The sequence below is a fragment of the Bradyrhizobium sp. USDA 3256 genome (genome assembly GCF_054058275.1).
In genome coordinates this window covers 7245348-7262119 of record NZ_JBSSAE010000002.1, presented here as the reverse complement: position 1 = coordinate 7262119, position 16772 = coordinate 7245348, and the positions used below count along the sequence as shown (strand labels likewise).

The 16772-nt window shown below is 64.4% G+C and carries 15 protein-coding genes; 8 read left to right on the top strand and 7 right to left on the bottom strand.

Going from position 1 to position 16772, the window contains the following annotated elements; translation table 11 throughout:
* Nucleotides 1-176 precede the first annotated feature (176 nt).
* From ACVWY5_RS36290 to ACVWY5_RS36280, 3 genes are all read right to left on the bottom strand, one after another.
* A complete protein-coding gene (locus tag ACVWY5_RS36290; RefSeq protein WP_051376366.1) occupies nt 177-1109 on the bottom strand; it encodes a GNAT family N-acetyltransferase in 933 nt (310 codons plus the stop codon).
* An 11-nt stretch (nt 1110-1120) separates the two neighbouring features.
* Nucleotides 1121-2170: an amidohydrolase family protein gene (locus ACVWY5_RS36285; RefSeq protein ID WP_038377984.1), complete on the bottom strand. Its 1050-nt coding sequence runs from the start codon at nt 2168-2170 to the stop codon at nt 1121-1123.
* Nucleotides 2171-2315: 145 nt separating this feature from the next.
* Nucleotides 2316-3260 carry an EamA family transporter gene (locus ACVWY5_RS36280; RefSeq protein ID WP_063616585.1) on the bottom strand — a complete coding sequence of 315 codons (945 nt, stop codon included), beginning with the start codon at nt 3258-3260 and terminating at the stop codon, nt 2316-2318.
* Nucleotides 3261-3350: 90 nt separating this feature from the next.
* On the opposite strand from ACVWY5_RS36280, the gene ACVWY5_RS36275 reads away from it, so the two are divergent.
* On the top strand, nt 3351-3974 hold the full coding sequence (locus ACVWY5_RS36275) for an ABATE domain-containing protein (protein ID WP_028337572.1): 624 nt from the start codon (nt 3351-3353) through the stop codon (nt 3972-3974).
* Between the two features lie 12 nt (nt 3975-3986).
* On the opposite strand, the gene ACVWY5_RS36270 is transcribed toward ACVWY5_RS36275, so the two are convergent.
* Nucleotides 3987-4826 (bottom strand): MBL fold metallo-hydrolase, encoded by an 840-nt coding sequence (locus ACVWY5_RS36270; RefSeq protein WP_028337571.1) that lies wholly within the window; start codon nt 4824-4826, stop codon nt 3987-3989.
* 174 nt (nt 4827-5000) lie between these two features.
* Here ACVWY5_RS36270 and ACVWY5_RS36265 point away from each other — a divergent pair, with 174 nt between their 5' ends.
* Complete coding sequence (locus ACVWY5_RS36265) at nt 5001-5948, top strand: alpha/beta fold hydrolase (RefSeq protein WP_051376365.1); 948 nt, start codon at nt 5001-5003, stop codon at nt 5946-5948.
* An 87-nt stretch (nt 5949-6035) separates the two neighbouring features.
* On the opposite strand, the gene ACVWY5_RS36260 is transcribed toward ACVWY5_RS36265, so the two are convergent.
* Both ACVWY5_RS36260 and ACVWY5_RS36255 read right to left on the bottom strand, forming a co-directional pair.
* Nucleotides 6036-7553: a hypothetical protein gene (locus tag ACVWY5_RS36260; protein ID WP_028336614.1), complete on the bottom strand. Its 1518-nt coding sequence runs from the start codon at nt 7551-7553 to the stop codon at nt 6036-6038.
* The gene (locus ACVWY5_RS36255; protein WP_028336613.1) at nt 7550-8302 is read right to left on the bottom strand and encodes an ABC transporter ATP-binding protein; all 753 of its coding nucleotides are present in this window, start codon (nt 8300-8302) and stop codon (nt 7550-7552) included. The genes ACVWY5_RS36260 and ACVWY5_RS36255 overlap by 4 nt, the downstream gene beginning before the upstream one ends.
* A 295-nt stretch (nt 8303-8597) precedes the next feature.
* On the opposite strand from ACVWY5_RS36255, the gene ACVWY5_RS36250 reads away from it, so the two are divergent.
* The 6 genes from ACVWY5_RS36250 to ACVWY5_RS36225 all read left to right on the top strand — a co-directional run bounded on the left by ACVWY5_RS36250 (nt 8598) and on the right by ACVWY5_RS36225 (nt 15437).
* Entirely contained in the window at nt 8598-9473 is an 876-nt protein-coding gene (locus ACVWY5_RS36250) for a branched-chain amino acid ABC transporter permease (RefSeq protein ID WP_028336612.1), read from the top strand.
* 10 nt (nt 9474-9483) lie between these two features.
* Nucleotides 9484-10635, top strand: coding sequence for a branched-chain amino acid ABC transporter permease (locus tag ACVWY5_RS36245; RefSeq protein WP_028336611.1), 1152 nt, complete (start codon nt 9484-9486; stop codon nt 10633-10635).
* Nucleotides 10632-11390: an ABC transporter ATP-binding protein gene (locus ACVWY5_RS36240; protein ID WP_028336610.1), complete on the top strand. Its 759-nt coding sequence runs from the start codon at nt 10632-10634 to the stop codon at nt 11388-11390. Before ACVWY5_RS36245 ends, ACVWY5_RS36240 begins: the two co-directional genes overlap by 4 nt.
* A 10-nt stretch (nt 11391-11400) precedes the next feature.
* Nucleotides 11401-12180 carry an ABC transporter ATP-binding protein gene (locus tag ACVWY5_RS36235; protein WP_028336609.1) on the top strand — a complete coding sequence of 260 codons (780 nt, stop codon included), beginning with the start codon at nt 11401-11403 and terminating at the stop codon, nt 12178-12180.
* Between the two features lie 139 nt (nt 12181-12319).
* Nucleotides 12320-14158: an AMP-dependent synthetase/ligase gene (locus ACVWY5_RS36230; protein WP_028336608.1), complete on the top strand. Its 1839-nt coding sequence runs from the start codon at nt 12320-12322 to the stop codon at nt 14156-14158.
* A 79-nt stretch (nt 14159-14237) separates the two neighbouring features.
* A complete protein-coding gene (locus ACVWY5_RS36225) occupies nt 14238-15437 on the top strand; it encodes an ABC transporter substrate-binding protein (RefSeq protein ID WP_028336607.1) in 1200 nt (399 codons plus the stop codon).
* 146 nt (nt 15438-15583) lie between these two features.
* Here the strand turns inward: ACVWY5_RS36225 and ACVWY5_RS36220 are convergent, their stop codons facing one another.
* Complete coding sequence (locus ACVWY5_RS36220; RefSeq protein ID WP_028336606.1) at nt 15584-16336, bottom strand: transglutaminase-like cysteine peptidase; 753 nt, start codon at nt 16334-16336, stop codon at nt 15584-15586.
* Nucleotides 16337-16772: the final 436 nt, after the last annotated feature.

The window sequence follows — 16772 nt, the reverse complement described above, 5'->3', positions numbered from 1 at the left end:
CCCGCGTGCGGGGAGAGGTCGGAACACATCGCCAGATGCGTTCCGGGTGAGGGGAGTCTCCGCAAACACAGATATCATCGAATGCGCGAAGGCGGCCCCTCACCGCATCCCTTTAAGAGCAAGCTTCGCTTGTCCCGACCTCGTAAGAAACGAGGCGAGGGAGCGCAGTTCGCGCTCTACTGAAACCTCCGCCCCCGCGCGGCGAGCAGGTCGCCGCGCGGCGCGCTGAAGCGGCAGGTCTCGTACTGCGGCCGGAAGCCGAGCCGGCGATAGATCTTCAGCGCGGGAGCGTTGCGGCTCGAGACGTTGAGCCAGCACGGGTGCTCGACCGAGACGTCGTGTGCGGCCAGCACGCGATAAACCAGCAGCTGGCCGAGCCCACGTCCCTGCCGCACCGGATCGACGGCGACCGACTCGATCCACATCGAGTTCCGTTCCGGCTCGGTCAGGCAGAAGCCCGACATCTGTCCATCCTCCGACGCGATCCAGACCTCGCTCTCGGTCAGGACCTGCGCCATCTCCTCCGGCGAATACAGGCGGAAGGCGGCGTCCGAGGCATAGGCGGCATTGTGGATGCGCGCGACTTCGCCCGCGCAGGCGGTGACGTCGCTGACCTGCTCGATGGTGGCGCGCGCGGCCGCGAGCGTGCGCGCCGGCTGCAGCGGCTCGACGCACTTCATCCCGATCTCGGACTCGACATGAACAAAACCGAAGGCCGCGACGAAGGCCATTCCCGCCGGCCAGTCGCTACTCACCAGCGTCTGAACGGTGAGATCGGCATCGGCGTCGATCGCAAGCACCTCGTCGAACAGCGCGAGGCCAATCCGGCGGCGGCGCATCTCGGGCGCCACGACGATCTTGAGAAATCGGGTGTGATGCGCGCCCTGGTCGCGCAACGAGGACTCGGCGAGGCCGACGAGTACGCCATCGCGCTCGGCAACACGAAAGCCGCGCCCGCCGCGGTTCTGCGGCAGCTTCAGGAACTGGTCCCATTGCGGCAGCGTCACAGGGCCTAGCCGCGGTTCCACCGCGGCTGCCTTTGCGTAAAGTTCGACCACCGCTTCCGCATCAGCCTCTCGAAGCGGCCGGATGGTGATGCCGTCATCCATGAGTCGAGAGTTTACCCGATATCGAGCCGATAGACATCCTTTGCCGTCTTCAAGAACAACGCCGTCTTTTCGGCTTCGCTATATTGTGATGCAAGCCGTTTAAAGGTGTTGAAGATGACCTGGTAGCTGCATTGCCCCTTATCAGGTGGGAAGTTGCTCTCGAACATGCAACGGTCCGGACCGAACGCCTCGATGCAGGTCTCGACATAAGGCCGCCAGGCGGCAGCAAGTTCCTCCGACGAGGGCGGCCTGGGGCGGAGGTGGAAGTCGTAGCCGAGCAGGCACATCGCCAGCCCGCCAAGCTTGACCACGACGTTCGGGCATTTGGCGATCTCCTGGATCGACGCCTGCCAGACCGGAAAGGTCTCCGCGCGCTTGCCGGCGAAGCGTCCGGTGCCGACCGGCCCGCCGCAATGGTCGAGCACGATCCGGGTATCGGGGAAGGTGCGGGCGAGGTCGGTCAGCTCGCCGATCTGCGGGTGGAACAACCAGGCATCGAAGCTGAGGCCGAGCGGTGCCAGGCAGGCGAACCCCCTACGAAAGGTGGAGTCCAGCAGAATGCCCTTCGGCCGGTTCGCGTACATATGCGCGACGTTGGGATCCTCGTCCCAGGCCGAGGAGTGGCGGATGCCGCGGAACCGGCCGTTGCCGGCGGCAATCTGCGCCTCCAGCACCGCCTTGGCCTGATCGCCGATCAGAAGGTTAACGTGGCTGACGATGCCGGCGCAGATCGCCGCCTTGCCGTAGCCGCCGCTCGCCGCCATCGCCGCGACGCCGTTGGCGAACTCGACCTCGCCAACCGGACGGAACGCCTCCGGGCCGTCGGCGCGGTACATCGACCGGCAATCGACATAGACGGTCGCCACGATGTTGTGGCCGGACGCGATGTCGTCGCGCATCTCTTCGATCAGATAGCGCAAGCCCCCGCGATCCCAGAGATGGTGATGCGGATCGACGATCGGCCGGGCCGGATCGATGATCTCCTCGGTGTATTGGGCGAGCCAGTCTTCGCGCGGATTGGCATAGAGCCCGCTGGCGGAGGCGGGCAGAGTGCTGGCCATGGATAATACTCCCTGTTCTTGCTCTTGTCGGCCGCCGATACGATGTCGGCTTTGGGGAGGATAACGAGCCGCGCAGGAGCGCGTCAAACCCGGGCCTCTGCCTGACCTCTACCTGAGGAGGCATGCGTACGTCTGCGCGTGCCGGTCAACCCGACCGTATTGCCGGTCGCGACCACGTCATCGACTGAGCTTGCCTCGCCGACGCCGGCGATGCCTGCTCGGTGCGCCAGGTGATGATGACCGAGGCGATGACAAGAAGCGCTCCAAACAACATCGTGACGGAAAACGGCTCGCCCAGAATCAGCGTGCCGAGCAGCACGGCGATGATCGGGTTGACGAAGATGTAGGTCGAGACCATGAACGTCGACACATTGTCGAGCAGCCAGCGAAATGCCGTGAAGCCGATGACGCTGCCGGCGATGGCGAGATAGATCACGGCCGCGAGCGAAGGCGCCGAAACGTCGCGCGGCGAGAAGCCTTCCAGTTCACCGGACGCAAGACTGATTGCAAACAGGACCGCGCCGCCGATCGACAGTTGCATGCCTGACGACAATGTTGGCGAACCATGATCCGAAGTCCGACGCGACAGCACCGTGCCCACCGCCCAGGAGAACGCCGCAGCGAGCAGCAGCAGAATGGGAAGGATACTGAAATGGCCCTGTTCGGCCGATTGCCAGCCTACGATTGCAACACCAGCAAGGCCGGGCAGCAATGCGGCCAGCGTCATGGTCGCGGGACGCCGGGTTTGCGGATACAGGAAATCGATGAGCAACACCCAGAACGGGATCGTAGCCAGCATGATCGCGGCGATGCCGGACGGGACCGATTGCTGGGCATAAGCGAGAACACCATGGCAGCCGACGAAGAACAGCACGCCGCAGAGTGCTGCGGTCAGCCAGTTCCACCGCGAAACGCGCGTGACGTCCGCCCCGTTCAGCGCGACAAGGATCAGGCCGCCGCCGAGCGAGCGAAGGCCCATCAGCAGGAACGGCGGGATCGTCTTCAGGCCGAGCGCGATCGCGAAATAGGTGGAACCCCAAAGCAGGTAGATGGCGGCGAACGCGCCGACGATCAAAAGGCGCTTGGACATGCGAGGCTCCCGAGCTAGATTCTAACCCCTTAATGGGTTATCAAATCCAACCCATTAAGGGGTTATGCGTTCCAGAGGAGTTGCTGGACCATGCCGCGCGTTCCTTCGCCTGAGGCGTCGTCCCGGGAAGAGCTCAGCATCAAGTTCGTCAATACCGTCGCATGGCGTCTCCGCGACCTGGTTGAGGATCGGATCGCGACCTCGGATTCCATCCTGAAATGGCTGGTCGATGCCGAACTGGCGGATCGCCGGATCGCCGCGCAGCTCAGGGCGCGATGGAAAGCCTCACCGCACGAGGCCGATGCCTTTCTGAATGCGGCGCACGGTCTGCGCGAGGCGCTCTACAGGATCTTTATCGCCCGCATCGGAGGCGGCCGGATCGATCGGACGGCGCTGGCCGATATCAACCGATACCTCGAAGCAGCGTTGGGCGGTGTTGCGCTCGGACCTGTCGGCGACACCCTGCGGTGGCTGCCGACAGCCGGGAAAGTTGCGCCCGAGACGCTGCTCAAGCCGATCGCATGGTCGGCGGTGAGCCTTCTGACCGGGCCCCGTGCGCTGAGGGTGAAGCAGTGCCAGGATGAGCGGGGCTGCGGTTGGTTGTTCGTTGACGAGAGCCGTACCCAGAACCGGCGGTGGTGCTCGATGGGCGATTGCGGCAATCTTGCCAAATCGCGGCGGCACTACCGGCGCAGCCAGGCGGCGGAGGAATGAGTGCGTTGAGCCTCACACCCCATCCAGGATGATCACCGTCGGCGTCGCCGGCAGCGTGTCGCGCGAAATCCGCAAGGTGCGCTCGCCACCGCGGCGATCGATCTCGAACTGCTGGCCGATCAGGCGCATGAACTCGTCGAGCGGGGTGGCGAAGCGGTGCATCGGCAGCACGACGGCGGCGCGCAATCGCCTGGTGATCTGGGAGATGCCGTCGAGCGACATCGTATAGGTGCCGTCGATCGGCACCATCACGATGTCGAGCCGGCCGATCGCGGCGAAATGGCTGTCGTCGAGCTTGACGTGGAGGTGGCCGAGATGGCCGATGCAGAGGCCGGCGACCTCGAAGATGAAGATCGAATTGCCGTCCTTGATCATCTCGCCGCCGGAGTCTTCGCCCCAGTAGCGGCGGATGTCGGTGGTGACATTGCGGATATAGACGTCGCCGATGCGCTCGGCGTAATGCGCGGCCTGGCCGTTCTCGCCCCAGCCATGCAGCACGTGGGGAATCTTGGGGTCGGGAAACAGCGTGTAATGGGTCGCGTGGGCCCGGTTCATGGTCGCGACGTCGGGCAGCCGCCCGGTCCGATACACGCCGTTATAGTCGGTCGCGATCCGGATGCCGCCGGGCGTGTCGATATAGTAGGTCGAATGGCCGGCATAGGTGATCGCGACTTCGTCGGACTTGGTCGCGGTCTTGTCCGCGGTCTTGGCCGCGACGCGGCGGTAGCTCACGGGAACGGCGCGCGGCGGCGCATTGGCCATCGCCAGGCATTCGCTGCGCTGGGCGTCCTGCGCGAAGGCGTGACCGGTCAATGGTCCCAGCAAGACAAGCGCGGCGAGCAATCTCAGCATGACCTGTTCCGTCTGCGGCGGCATCCGCGGACGGAAGAGTAGCGCGCAATTGGCGCGCCGTCATGATGAGGCCCGTGCATCGCTCCATGGCGCGGGCTGCAACACGAGCCGGGCGATTATTGCGTCGGGACACGCTAGGATGTCGCGCAAACGATCGAGATCAGGGAGTTCTGCGTGACTGATACCGTCTCTTCGCAGCGCGCGCCTTCAACCAAACGGCTCGAGCCATTGCGCCATGTCGACGCCGGTGTGCTCAACGTCGCCTATTACGAAGCGGGCCCCTCCGATGGGCCGGCCGTGCTGCTGATGCATGGCTTCCCCTACGACATCCACTCCTATGTGGACGTCGCGCCTGTGCTGGCGGCGCAAGGCTGTCGGGTCATCGTGCCCTATCTGCGCGGCTACGGACCGACGGCGTTCCGCGACAAGGCGACGCCACGCTCGGGCGAGCAGGCGGCGGTCGGCGCCGACATGATCGCGCTGATGGACGCGCTCGACATCGAGCGCGCGGTGTTCGCCGGCTATGACTGGGGCGGCCGCGCCGCATCGATCGGTGCGGCGCTATGGCCGGAAAGATGTATCGGACTCGTCTGCACCAACGGCTACATGATCCAGGACATCGCGCATGCGATGGTGCCGGCGCCGCCGGATCGCGAGGTGCCGCTTTGGTATCAGTACTACTTCCAACTCGAGCGGGGGCGGGCGGGGCTCGCCGCCAACCGGCGTGGCATCGCCAAAATCCTGTGGTCGCAATGGTCGCCGAGCTGGGCGTTCGACGACGCCTGCTTCGAGCGGACTGCGGTCGCGTTCGACAATCCTGATTATGTCGACGTCGTGATCCACAGTTATCGGCACCGCTACGGCGTTGTCGATGGGGATCCGCAATATGCGGATTTGCAGCGGCGGCTCGACACATTGCCTGTCATCAAGGTCCCCGCCATCTCGCTGGACGGCGCCGACGACGGCGTGACGTTCGCGACCGACGGCAGTCGCACCGCGGCAAAGTACACCCGCCGCCTGGCCCATCGCCTGATTCCGCATGCCGGGCACAACCTGCCGCAGGAAGCGCCGGAGGCGTTCGCCGCGGCGGTGATCGAGGTGGTGAAGGCTAAAGCGCGATGAGATTAGGTTGAATCGTCATCGCGCCTTAGCTCTTTGTTTGAGCATGATCTTTTCGGAAAACCGCTTCGCACTTTTCCGGATCATGCTTTAGCGCCGCGGGCTGATCTTCCAGGCGATGGCAAGCGTCAGCAGCGTCAGAATGCCGCTGACCAGCGCAGCCGTCGGGATTGTCAGGGCCAACGCCGCGGTTGCGGCCCAGCCGATCGAGGAGAAGGCTTCCGCGAAGGTGGCGATACGGGAGGAGGTTTGGCGCCGGCGGAACTGGCTGCGCTTGGCCTGCGCGCGGAACCAGAGCTGGACCGCGGCGGCGGATGCGGTCGCGATGAGGATTGCGATCGCCGTGACTGCGGCCTGTCCTGGCGAGGCAAACGCCAGCGCGGCCACCAGCGGGGCGAAGATTACGGCGATTGCGATCAGGACCACCTCGACCTTGGCGCGGGTCACGCGTGACGGCGGCAGCGGCGCGGTCGCCACCAGATCGGGCGCGTCCTCGCCGGAGATGGTCAGCCATGCGAGCCCGCCGGCGAGCTGGCCTGCGGCCATCACGATGACCGGCGTAATCAGCACGATCGCGGTCGACGTACCGGAGAAGCTGCGCCACAGCATCAGCGCCGGCGGCAACAGATAGAGCATCTGCATCAGGCTCTGCGACAGCAGCCACGGATCGCGGCGCAGCAGCAAGAATTCCTTGCGCCGCAGCGCCTGCTGCCGCGAGCCGGCCCGGAACGCGCGGGCGCGTCCCCGCGTCACCGCAGCCGGATTGGCGGCGACGCTGGCGACCGTATCGGCAAACCGCGGTGCGAATAGCGCCATCACGCCGCCGAGCATCACCAGCGCCGCGGCGAGCAACAGCATCATGATTTCGAGGTCGCCGAGCGATGCCCGGGCCGGCCACCACAGCAGGCTGTCGGCAGCGGGGGCAATTCGCGCCGCGGTTTCCGAGGTCAGAAAGGCAAAGCGCGACAGCGTGCCGTAGGACAGCACGGCCACGACCTGCAGCGCGATGACGAAGCCGGCGCCGATCACGGCGGAGACGACCTGCGCCACCAGCCGCGTCCGGCTCGGCCCGATCAGGCGGAACAGGAACGCGGTGACGGCGATCGCGGCGGCGGCCGCCGACAGCCCGATCGCAAGGACGACGCCGAAGCCGGCGAGCCAGCGCGGGCCGCCGAGATAGACCAGCACGTCGATGAACGGCGTCGACAGCAGGAGCGCCATGCTGCTCACCGTCAGCGCGATCGCGGCGATCCGGATCGAGAAGATGTTGGTGAGCTTTGCCGGCGACGACATGATCAGATCGAGATCGGCGCGGGCGTAGAACACGCGCGTCACCGACTCGATCGCCTGCGAGAGCATCAGCGCCCAGGCCAGGAAGATCGTCGCGGTCAGCACGATCAGCGACGACGGGTCGAGCGGAAACCGCAAGTTGGCATAGCGGTTGACCACGGCATAAGCCGGCAGATGCAGGATCGCCGCGAAGATCAGAAGGCCGATCACGGCGCGCTTGCGCCGGCGCCGGCCGCCGGTCATCATCGCCAGCCATTCGCGCCACGCCAGGCGGAATTCGTGGCGGGCGAACCAGGTGAGGTGGGCGACCGAGCTCACGCGGCCGCCGCTTCGGTATCGACCAGCGCGATGAACATATCCTCGAGGGTGGTGTCGTTGCGGCCGTTCTGCGCGCGCAGCTCGGCCAGCGTGCCCTCGGCGATCAGCCTGCCGGCCGCAATGACGCCGATCCGGTCGGCCATCCGCTCGGCGACTTCGAGAATGTGGGTCGTCATGATCACGGTGCAGCCGGCGCGGACGCGCTCCTGCAGCAGTCCCTTGACGTGACGCGCCGACAGCGCGTCGAGGCCGGTCAGCGGTTCGTCCAGAATGATCAGGCGGGGATCGTGCACCAGCGCGCCGGCCAGCGCCACCTTCTGGCGCATGCCCTTGGAGAAGCCTTCGCAGCGCTCGTTGAGATGCGGCTCGAGCCCGAGCGACACCAGGAGATCGCGCGCCGAGCTCTCCGACGTGCGCGGATCGATACCCCACAGGCCGGCGACGAATTCGAGATATTCCAGCGGCGTCAGCTTGTCGTAGATCATCGGCTCGTCGGACACCCAGGCCATGATCTGCTTGGCGGCGACCGGATCGGCGAGCGCGTCGAGGCCAAGGATCGACACCGAGCCGGCATCGGGCCGCAATAGCCCGGCCACCATGCGCAGCGTCGTGGTCTTGCCGGCGCCGTTCGGCCCGAGCAGCGCATAGAACTCGCCGACACGGATCGTGAGATCGAGCGCATCGACCGCCGGGCGGTCAAAACGCTTGGTTAACCCTCGCACGGTGAGTGCGGACAGTTCAGGTGTCATGGCGTGGTGGCGATCCGGAATTTCGCTCGTCGGTTGCGCAAAGCTTGGACAAAAACCGTTTCGGTGCAGTGAATCGCACGAGGCAAATCAAAGGTGATATCCGTATTAGTCCGTGCTGCGGCAAATCTCCGCAAATGTGATGATACAGCGACAACAGCGGTTTGTTGACAGGGATCGGGCCTTTTGGCTCAATCAGGGCTGACATAGGCGGCTTTCGGCGCTCCAGACACAAGGGCGTGAAGGCGGGATGCAACGAGCGATCGGATAAGAATCGCCGGGCATCGGGGAGGGAACGATGCTGGACTTTGTTCAGCAGCTCGTCAGCGGCATCGCGCTCGGCTGCGTTTACGGCCTGATCGCGCTCGGCTTCGTGCTGGTCTACAAGGCAACCGAGGTCGTCAATTTCGCGCAAGGCGATTTGATGATGCTGGGCGGCTTTTTCGCCTTCACCTTTATCGGCATGCTCGGGCTGAATTACTGGGTCGGGTTCGCCGGCGCGGTGATCTGCATGGCGCTGTTCGGCATGCTGGCCGAGCGGCTCGTGGTGCGGCCGATCCTCGGCTATCCGCAGTTCTCCATCATCATGGCGACGATCGGGCTCGGCTATTTCCTGCGCTCGGTCTCCGGCATGATCTGGGGCACCGACGACTTCAAGATCGAGACGCCGTTCAGCCAGGGCGTGCTTCGGATCGGCAGCCTGGTGCTCGCCTACGACAAGCTGTCGGTGATTGCGGCGACCATCATCCTGTGCGCGCTGCTCTATCTGTTCTTCAACCGGACCACGCTCGGCACCGCGATGCGCGCCAGCTCCGAGAACATGCTGGCTGCCTATTACATGGGCATTCCGGTCAAGCGGGTGGTCTCGATCGTCTGGGCGATCTCGGCCGCGGTCGCGACCTGCGCCGGCGTGCTGCTGGCGCCGATCACCTTCATTCATTCCAATGTCGGCCTGGTGCTGGGGTTGAAGGCGTTTCCGGCGGCGGTGCTCGGCGGCTTCGGCTCGATCCCGGGCGCCGTCGTCGGCGGCGTCCTGATCGGGGTGATCGAGAGCATGGCCGGCTTCTATCTGCCGCAGGGATGGAAGGATGTCGCGCCCTACATCGTGCTGCTCGCGGTGCTGCTGCTCAAGCCCGAGGGCCTGTTCGGCCTTCATGTCCGGAAGAAAGTCTGAGGAGCAACGGATGCGGTTTCTCTTCAAGACCGATTACGAAGACGACATCAAGCTGTTCCCGCATTCGGGCTACATCTATTCCTACGGCCTGTTGCTGGCGGTGCTGCTGATCGCGCCCTACGTGCTCTCGAGCTATCTGATGAGCCAGCTCGTCTTCGTCTGCATCTACGCGACCGTCGGCGTCGGGCTTTTGATCCTGACCGGCTTCACCGGACAGGCCTCGCTCGGCCATGCCGCGTTTCTTGCGATCGGCGCCTACACCGCGGCCTATCTGCAGCAGTTCAATGTGCCGTTCCCGATCTACTTCCTCGCCGCGGGCCTGTTGACCGGCGCAGTCGGCGCGCTGGTCGGGTTTCCGGCGCTGCGGCTGCAGGGCATCTATCTGGTGATCGCGACGATCTCCTTTGCGTTCATCGTCGAGGAGATCCTGGCGCGCTGGGAAAGCGTCACCAACGGCAATGAGGGCATGCGGGTCAAGACCATGCAGCTGCTCGGCACCACGGTGTCGCGCGACGGCCCGACCTTCTATTACCTCTGCCTTGCGGTGCTGGTGCTGACCATCGTCGGCACGCTCAATCTGCTGCGCTCGCCGACCGGGCGCGCCTTCGTCGCGATCCGCGACAGCGAGACCGCGGCGCGCAGCATGGGCATCAATGTCGCGCTCTACAAGGTGAAGTCGTTTGCGATCTCGGCAGCGATCACCGGTTTTGCCGGCGTGCTGTTCGCGCACAAGCTCTCCTTCATCTCGCCCGAGATGTTCACGCTGCAGCTTTCGATCGAGTTCATCATCGTGATCCTGATCGGCGGCACGTTCAGCCTGCACGGTGCGGTGCTGGGTGCGATCTTCCTGGTCATGATCGATCCGTTCCTGACCTATCTGAAGGACGATATGCCGGGCGTGATCGGCGGCATGGCTGCGACCCTCGGCGCCGGCACCGAGCGCGCGGGCCATATCCAGGACGCGGTCGCAGCCTTCGCCTCCGCCAACGGACTGAAGGGCGCGATCTACGGCATCATCATCGTGCTGTTCGTGCTGTTTGAGCCGCTCGGACTCTACGGCCGCTGGCTCAAGATCAAGCTCTTCTTCCAGCTGTTCCCGCTCTACAAGCGCGCCACCTTCAAGCGGCAGAAGATCTATGTGAAATCGGAGCGGAACAGATGAGCTATTTCCGCGCCGAGAACCTGTCGCTGCATTTCGGTGGCCTCAAGGCAGTCGATGCGGTCAGCTTTGCGGTCGAGAAGGGCGAGATCCTCTCGATCATCGGGCCCAACGGCGCCGGCAAGAGCTCGATCTTCAACCTGATCTCGCGGATCTATCCGCCAACCTCCGGCAAGATCTTCTTCGAGGATCAGGACATCACCCAGGAGCCGGCCTACGACATCGCGAAACTCGGCATCGCCCGCACCTTCCAGAACATCGAGCTGTTCGAGAACGCGACCGTGCTGAGCAATCTCCTGGTCGGCCGCCATCGCCATTCCACTACCCGGCTGTGGCAGGAGCTATTGTTCCTGCCGAGCGTCCGCGCCGGCGAGAAGGCGCATCGCCGCCGCGTCGAGCAGGTGATCGAGTTCCTCGATCTCGAGCCCTACCGCGACAAGCTGATCTCGGGACTGCCTTACGGCGTGCGCAAGGTGATCGAGCTGGCGCGGGCGCTGTGCTCGGAGCCGAAGCTGATCCTGCTCGACGAACCGTCCTCCGGCCTCAATGTCGAGGAGACCGACGACATGTCGTTCTGGATCCGCGACATGAAGAGCGAGCTCGGCATCACCGTGCTGATGGTCGAGCACGACATGACGCTGGTCAACCGCGTCTCCGACCGCGTCATCGCGCTGAACTACGGTCGCGTGCTGGCGATGGGCTCGCCGTCCGAGGTGCAGCACCATCCCGACGTCGTCGCAGCGTATCTCGGCGCATGAGGATGATGCCATGAGCACAGCGGACATCATCCTGAAACTCTCCAACATCGAAAGCTATTACGGGCCGATCATGGCGATCCGCGGCATCAGCCTCGAGGTGCCGCGCGGCCGGATCGTGACGCTGCTCGGCGCCAACGGCGCCGGCAAGACCACGGTCCTGAAGACGATCTCCGGGATCCTCGACCCGCAGAAGGGTTCGATCGAATTCCTCGGTAAGCCGATCCAGCGCATGGAGGCCGACCGGATCGTGCGGCTCGGCCTGAGCCACGTGCCGGAGGGGCGTGAGGTGTTTCCGTTCCTGTCGGTGCGCGAAAACCTGATGATGGGCGCCTATCTGCGCAAGGACCGCGACGGTGTGGCGCAGGACCTCGATCGCGTCTACGGCTATTTTCCACGGTTGAGAGAGCGGCTCGGCCAGCCGGCCGGGCAGCTTTCGGGCGGCGAGCAGCAGATGCTGGCGATCGGGCGGGCGCTGATGAACCGGCCGACGCTGCTGTTGCTCGATGAGCCGTCGCTCGGGCTGTCGCCGATCCTGGTGAAGGAGATCTTCACCATCATCCGCCGCGTCAATGAGGAGCAGGGCATGTCGATCCTGCTGGTCGAGCAGAATGCCAAGATCGCGCTGGAGACGGCGCACTACGGCTATGTGCTGGAGATCGGCCGCGTCGTCATGAACGACACCAGCGAACGGCTGATGAATTCACCCGATATCCAGGAGTTCTATCTCGGCGCCAAGGAAGCCGGCGCGCGCGGCGAGCGGCGCTGGAAAAAAAAGAAGACGTGGCGTTGAGAATGACTGGGCGCTGGCAATGGCGCCGAGGAAGGTTTGGCACTGAAAGAGAGTTGGAGCTAGATTTCAGGCCCGTTTCGCCAACAAGGCCGGCACGAAGGGCCGGCGGGTGAGACGGGCGGCAGAGGAGGGAGCGCGCATGGCAGGACCAGCGGTGCTGACGGTTGCCGACACGATCGCGAGGAGCTTTCTGCTCGCGGTTCAAACGCGTGGCGACAGGCCCGCGATCCGCGAGAAGAAGTTCGGCATCTGGCAACCGACCAGCTGGCGCGAATGGCTGCAGATCTCCAAGGACATCGCCTACGGCCTGCATGCCACAGGCTTCCGTCCCGGCGACGTCGGCTCGATCATCGCCAACGCGGTGCCCGAATGGGTCTATGCCGACATGGGCATCCTGTGCGCCGGCGGCGTCTCCTCAGGCATCTATCCGACCGATTCGGCGGCGCAGGTCGAATACCTCATCAACGATTCCCGCACGCGGGTCATCTTCGTCGAGGACGAGGAGCAGCTCGACAAGGTGCTGACCTGCCGGTCGCGCTGTCCGACGCTGGAGAAGATCGTCGTGTTCGACATGGAGGGCCTCTCCGGCTTCTCCGATCCGATGGTGCTGTCGCTCGCGGAATTCACGTCGCTCGGCCGCAATCATGCCTGGGGCAATCCGGCGCTGTGGGACGAGATGACCGGCAGCCGCACCGCCTCCGATCTCGCGATCCTGGTCTACACCTCCGGCACCACGGGCCCGCCCAAGGGCGCGATGCACTCCAACCGCAGCGTGACGCACCAGATGCGCCACGCCAACGATCTCTACCCCTCGACCGACAGCGAGGAGCGGCTGGTGTTCCTGCCGCTCTGCCACGTCGCCGAGCGGGTCGGCGGCTATTACCTCTCGCTCGCGCTGGGATCGGTGATGAATTTCGCCGAGAGCCCGGAAACGGTGCCGGACAATCTGCGCGAGGTGCAGCCGACCGCGTTCCTCGCGGTGCCCCGGATCTGGGAGAAGTTCTATTCCGGCATCACCATCGCGCTGAAGGATGCGACCCCGTTCCAGAACTGGATGTATGCCCGCGCGCTCGCGATCGGCAACCGGATGACCGAGTGCCGGCTGCAGGGCGAAACGCCGCCCTTGTCGCTGCGGCTCGCCAACCGCGCGGCCTACTGGCTGGTGTTCCGCAACATCCGCCGCATGCTCGGGCTCGACCGCTGCCGGATCGCGCTGACCGGCGCCGCGCCGATCTCGCCGGATCTGATCCGCTGGTATCTCGCGCTCGGCATCGACATGCGCGAGGTCTACGGCCAGACCGAGAATTGCGGTGTCGCGACCATGATGCCGGCGGACCGCATCAAGCTCGGCTCGGTCGGCAAGGCCGCGCCGTGGGGCGAGGTGATGATCTGCCCGAAGGGCGAGATCCTGATCAAGGGCGACTTCCTGTTCATGGGCTATCTCAATCAACCGGAGAGGACCGCCGAGACGATCGACGCCAAAGGCTGGCTGCACACCGGCGACGTCGGCACGATCGACAATGAAGGCTACGTCAAGATCACCGACCGGATGAAGGACATCATCATCACCTCCGGCGGCAAGAACATCACGCCGTCCGAGATCGAGAACCAGCTCAAATTCTCGCCCTATGTCTCGGACGCGGTCGTGATCGGCGACAAGCGGCCGTATCTCACCTGCCTGATCATGATCGACCAGGAGAATGTCGAGAAGTACGCCCAGGATCACGACATCCCGTTCACCAATTACGCGAGCCTGTGCCGCGCCCGCGAAATCCAGGATCTGATCCAGCGCGAGGTCGAGGCGGTCAACGTGAAGTTCGCGCGCGTCGAGACCGTCAAGAAATTCTATCTGATCGAGCGCCAGCTCACGCCCGAGGACGAGGAGCTGACGCCGACCATGAAGCTGAAGCGCAGCTTCGTGAACAAGCGCTACGCCGCCGAGATCGACGCCATGTATGGCGAGCGGGCGGTGGCATAGCCGAGGAGAAGGAAATTGGCGAGGGAGCGAGCCGGCCCGACCCTTCGCTCAACATGGGCCATGTAAGGAGGAGACTGCAATGTCGAAATCGCTGAAGGCGCTGGGCCTTGCGGTGAGCGCGCTGGCGCTGACCTGTCTGCCGGCCGCAGCCCAGACCAAGGTCACCAATGAAGGCATCTCGCCGACGGAGATCGTGATCGGAACGCATCAGGACTTGTCCGGCCCGATCAAGGTCTGGGGCGTTCCGGTGTCCAACGGCATGAAGATGGCGGTTGAGGAGATCAACGCCGGCGGCGGCATCAACGGCCGCAAGATCAAGATGATCCTGGAGGATAACGGCTACGATCCGAAGAAGGCGGTGCTGGCCTCGCAGAAGATGGTCGAGCGCGACAAGGTGTTCGCGATGATCGGACCGATGGGCTCGCCGACCGTGCTCGCCGCGCAGGACATCCTGTTCGATGCCGGCGTGCTGCAGCTGTTCCCGCTGACGGCCGCCGAATTCACCTTCAAGTTCGATCCCGCCAAGCCGCAGGAGCGGCTGAAGTTCAACAACCTCCTGCCCTATGTCGAGAGCACGCGCGCCGCGCTCAAATACATGATGGATTGGAAGAACTTCAAGAAGCCCTGCATCATGCATCAGGATGACGAGTACGGCAAAAACGTGCTCGACGGCTTCACCCAGCAGCTCGGCGCGATGAAGGTGCAGCCGGCCTCGGTCACGAGCTACAAGCGCGGCGCCTCCGACTTCTCGGCGCAGGTCGCCAAGATGAAGGCCGACGGCTGCGATCTCGTCGTGCTCGGCACCGTGATCCGCGAGACCATCGGCGCGATGAACGAAGCGAAGAAGCTCGGCTGGGACGTGACCTTCCTCGGCGCCACCCCGACCAACGTGCTCGAAGTGCCGGCGCTCGGCAAGGAAGCCGTCGAAGGGCTCTATGCGGCGTCGGGCTTCGAGATCCCCTACGAGGACACGGCCAAGGGCAAGGTGAAGGACTGGCTGGTGAACTACAAGAAGATGTTCAATACCGACGCCAATACCCAGGCGATCATCGGCTACAACGCGGTGATGACCTTCGCCTTCTACGCGCAGAAGGCGGGCAAGGATCTCTCCGGCCAGAAGATGCTGGACTCGCTGGAATCAGGCGACAAGTTCCTCGACATCTTCAGCTCGCCGCCGACCAAGTTCTCCAAGACGGATCATCTCGCCAACACCATCACCCAGGTGCAGCAGGTCAAGGGCGGCCGCTGGGTGCTGGTGAAGGACAATCTGATGTTCTGAGCGGCATTTCTCGGGATCGCCATTCCGAGATGGTGCGTTAGCACCGGACCGCAGGTGCGCAGTTGCGCACCGGGAAGCCTCGAGATTCCCCAATTCGCAATTGCGAATTGGGGTTCGATGCTTCGCATCGTCCCGGAATGACGCGATCAGTTCGTCCGCGCCGCCGGCCGCCACGCGGTCTCGGCGACGAGCGGGGCATCGACATAGCGGCTGACGCCGTGCTGGTCGATCACGAAGGTCGGCCGAAAGCTCCTGATGTCGCTGTCCTCGATCATCGCCATGCGGCGGTTGTCGAGCGTCAGCCAGCGGCCGTCGAGCCGCGCCGTGACCACCGCATGGTCTTCGCCGCCGACGAGGTCATGCAGGACGACGATCCGCAGATCTTCCGGCGCCACGCCGGCCTTGCGCAGCGCCACGAGTTTCGCGATCGCATAGTCCTCGCAGTCGCCGCTGCCGCGGGCGAAGGTGGCGAGCGGCGGCGCCCAGACGTCGGGCTCGCCATAAGCCGCAAGATCGCTGCCCGGACGGATCGCAAGGTTGATCGCGCGGTTGATCTCGCCGAGCCGGGCGCGACCCTGACGCGCTCGTCCGGCATCGACGATCGCCAGGAATCGCAGCGCCACCGGCGACGCGCAACCGGCGCGGTCGCTCTCGCAGGCTGCCAGTTGCTCCAATTCGTCGGCGAGCTGGCGTTGCACGCCGAGCCATTTGTCGTGCAGGCCGCCATCGGCAAGCAGGCTGGTGGTCAGGCCGAACGGCTCGGTCGACTTTCTGATCAGCGTCGCCGGGCCGGGCGAAAGCAGCGAAGCGGCATTGAGCTCGGCAACCGGCGCGGCCAGCGCCAGGCCGAAGCCCAGCATGACGGCGCGCAGCGCCAGCGGGCGAAGCGAGAATCTCATCTGACACCCCCTGTCCGCTCATCGGCGGGTGGATATTGCACCGCGCACGCGACCGGATCGTTTCATGCCGGGCAGCATGGCGAACGATCCCTTCGAATCGACTTAAGATGTGGGGAATCAGGGGAAGAGGCTAAAGGGCGCCTGCTTGGGGTCCCGAAAACTTTACCGGTTCGTGAAAGGAAGCGGCGAACCTTTTTCCACTGCTTTGCAACTCATCCTTGCCTTCTGGTTAACCCGGCCGGTCCGCGCACGGGACTGCTGTGATTTGTAAGCTAAGTCACAGCTTTGGCCGGGAAATTGGGGTCAAATGCCCGCTCTGGGCTAAGGGGAAATAGAGGCAAGTACAGAAATGCCAATCAATACCACGAATACGTGGCTCAGTACGTATCTTGGCTTAAATCCCACCTTATGGTACCGTCAAGCGAATCCGAACTAC

Coding starts and splice junctions, on each gene's coding strand:
- ACVWY5_RS36245 (WP_028336611.1), top strand. CDS start 9,484: ATGCGGTTTCTCTTCAAGACCGATTACGAAGACGACATCAAGCTGTTC.
- ACVWY5_RS36235 (WP_028336609.1), top strand. CDS start 11,401: ATGAGCACAGCGGACATCATCCTGAAACTCTCCAACATCGAAAGCTAT.
- ACVWY5_RS36275 (WP_028337572.1), top strand. CDS start 3,351: ATGCCGCGCGTTCCTTCGCCTGAGGCGTCGTCCCGGGAAGAGCTCAGC.
- ACVWY5_RS36290 (WP_051376366.1), bottom strand. CDS start 1,109: ATGGATGACGGCATCACCATCCGGCCGCTTCGAGAGGCTGATGCGGAA.
- ACVWY5_RS36220 (WP_028336606.1), bottom strand. CDS start 16,336: ATGAGATTCTCGCTTCGCCCGCTGGCGCTGCGCGCCGTCATGCTGGGC.
- ACVWY5_RS36250 (WP_028336612.1), top strand. CDS start 8,598: ATGCTGGACTTTGTTCAGCAGCTCGTCAGCGGCATCGCGCTCGGCTGC.
- ACVWY5_RS36240 (WP_028336610.1), top strand. CDS start 10,632: ATGAGCTATTTCCGCGCCGAGAACCTGTCGCTGCATTTCGGTGGCCTC.
- ACVWY5_RS36225 (WP_028336607.1), top strand. CDS start 14,238: ATGTCGAAATCGCTGAAGGCGCTGGGCCTTGCGGTGAGCGCGCTGGCG.
- ACVWY5_RS36280 (WP_063616585.1), bottom strand. CDS start 3,260: ATGTCCAAGCGCCTTTTGATCGTCGGCGCGTTCGCCGCCATCTACCTG.
- ACVWY5_RS36255 (WP_028336613.1), bottom strand. CDS start 8,302: ATGACACCTGAACTGTCCGCACTCACCGTGCGAGGGTTAACCAAGCGT.
- ACVWY5_RS36230 (WP_028336608.1), top strand. CDS start 12,320: ATGGCAGGACCAGCGGTGCTGACGGTTGCCGACACGATCGCGAGGAGC.
- ACVWY5_RS36285 (WP_038377984.1), bottom strand. CDS start 2,170: ATGGCCAGCACTCTGCCCGCCTCCGCCAGCGGGCTCTATGCCAATCCG.
- ACVWY5_RS36270 (WP_028337571.1), bottom strand. CDS start 4,826: ATGCTGAGATTGCTCGCCGCGCTTGTCTTGCTGGGACCATTGACCGGT.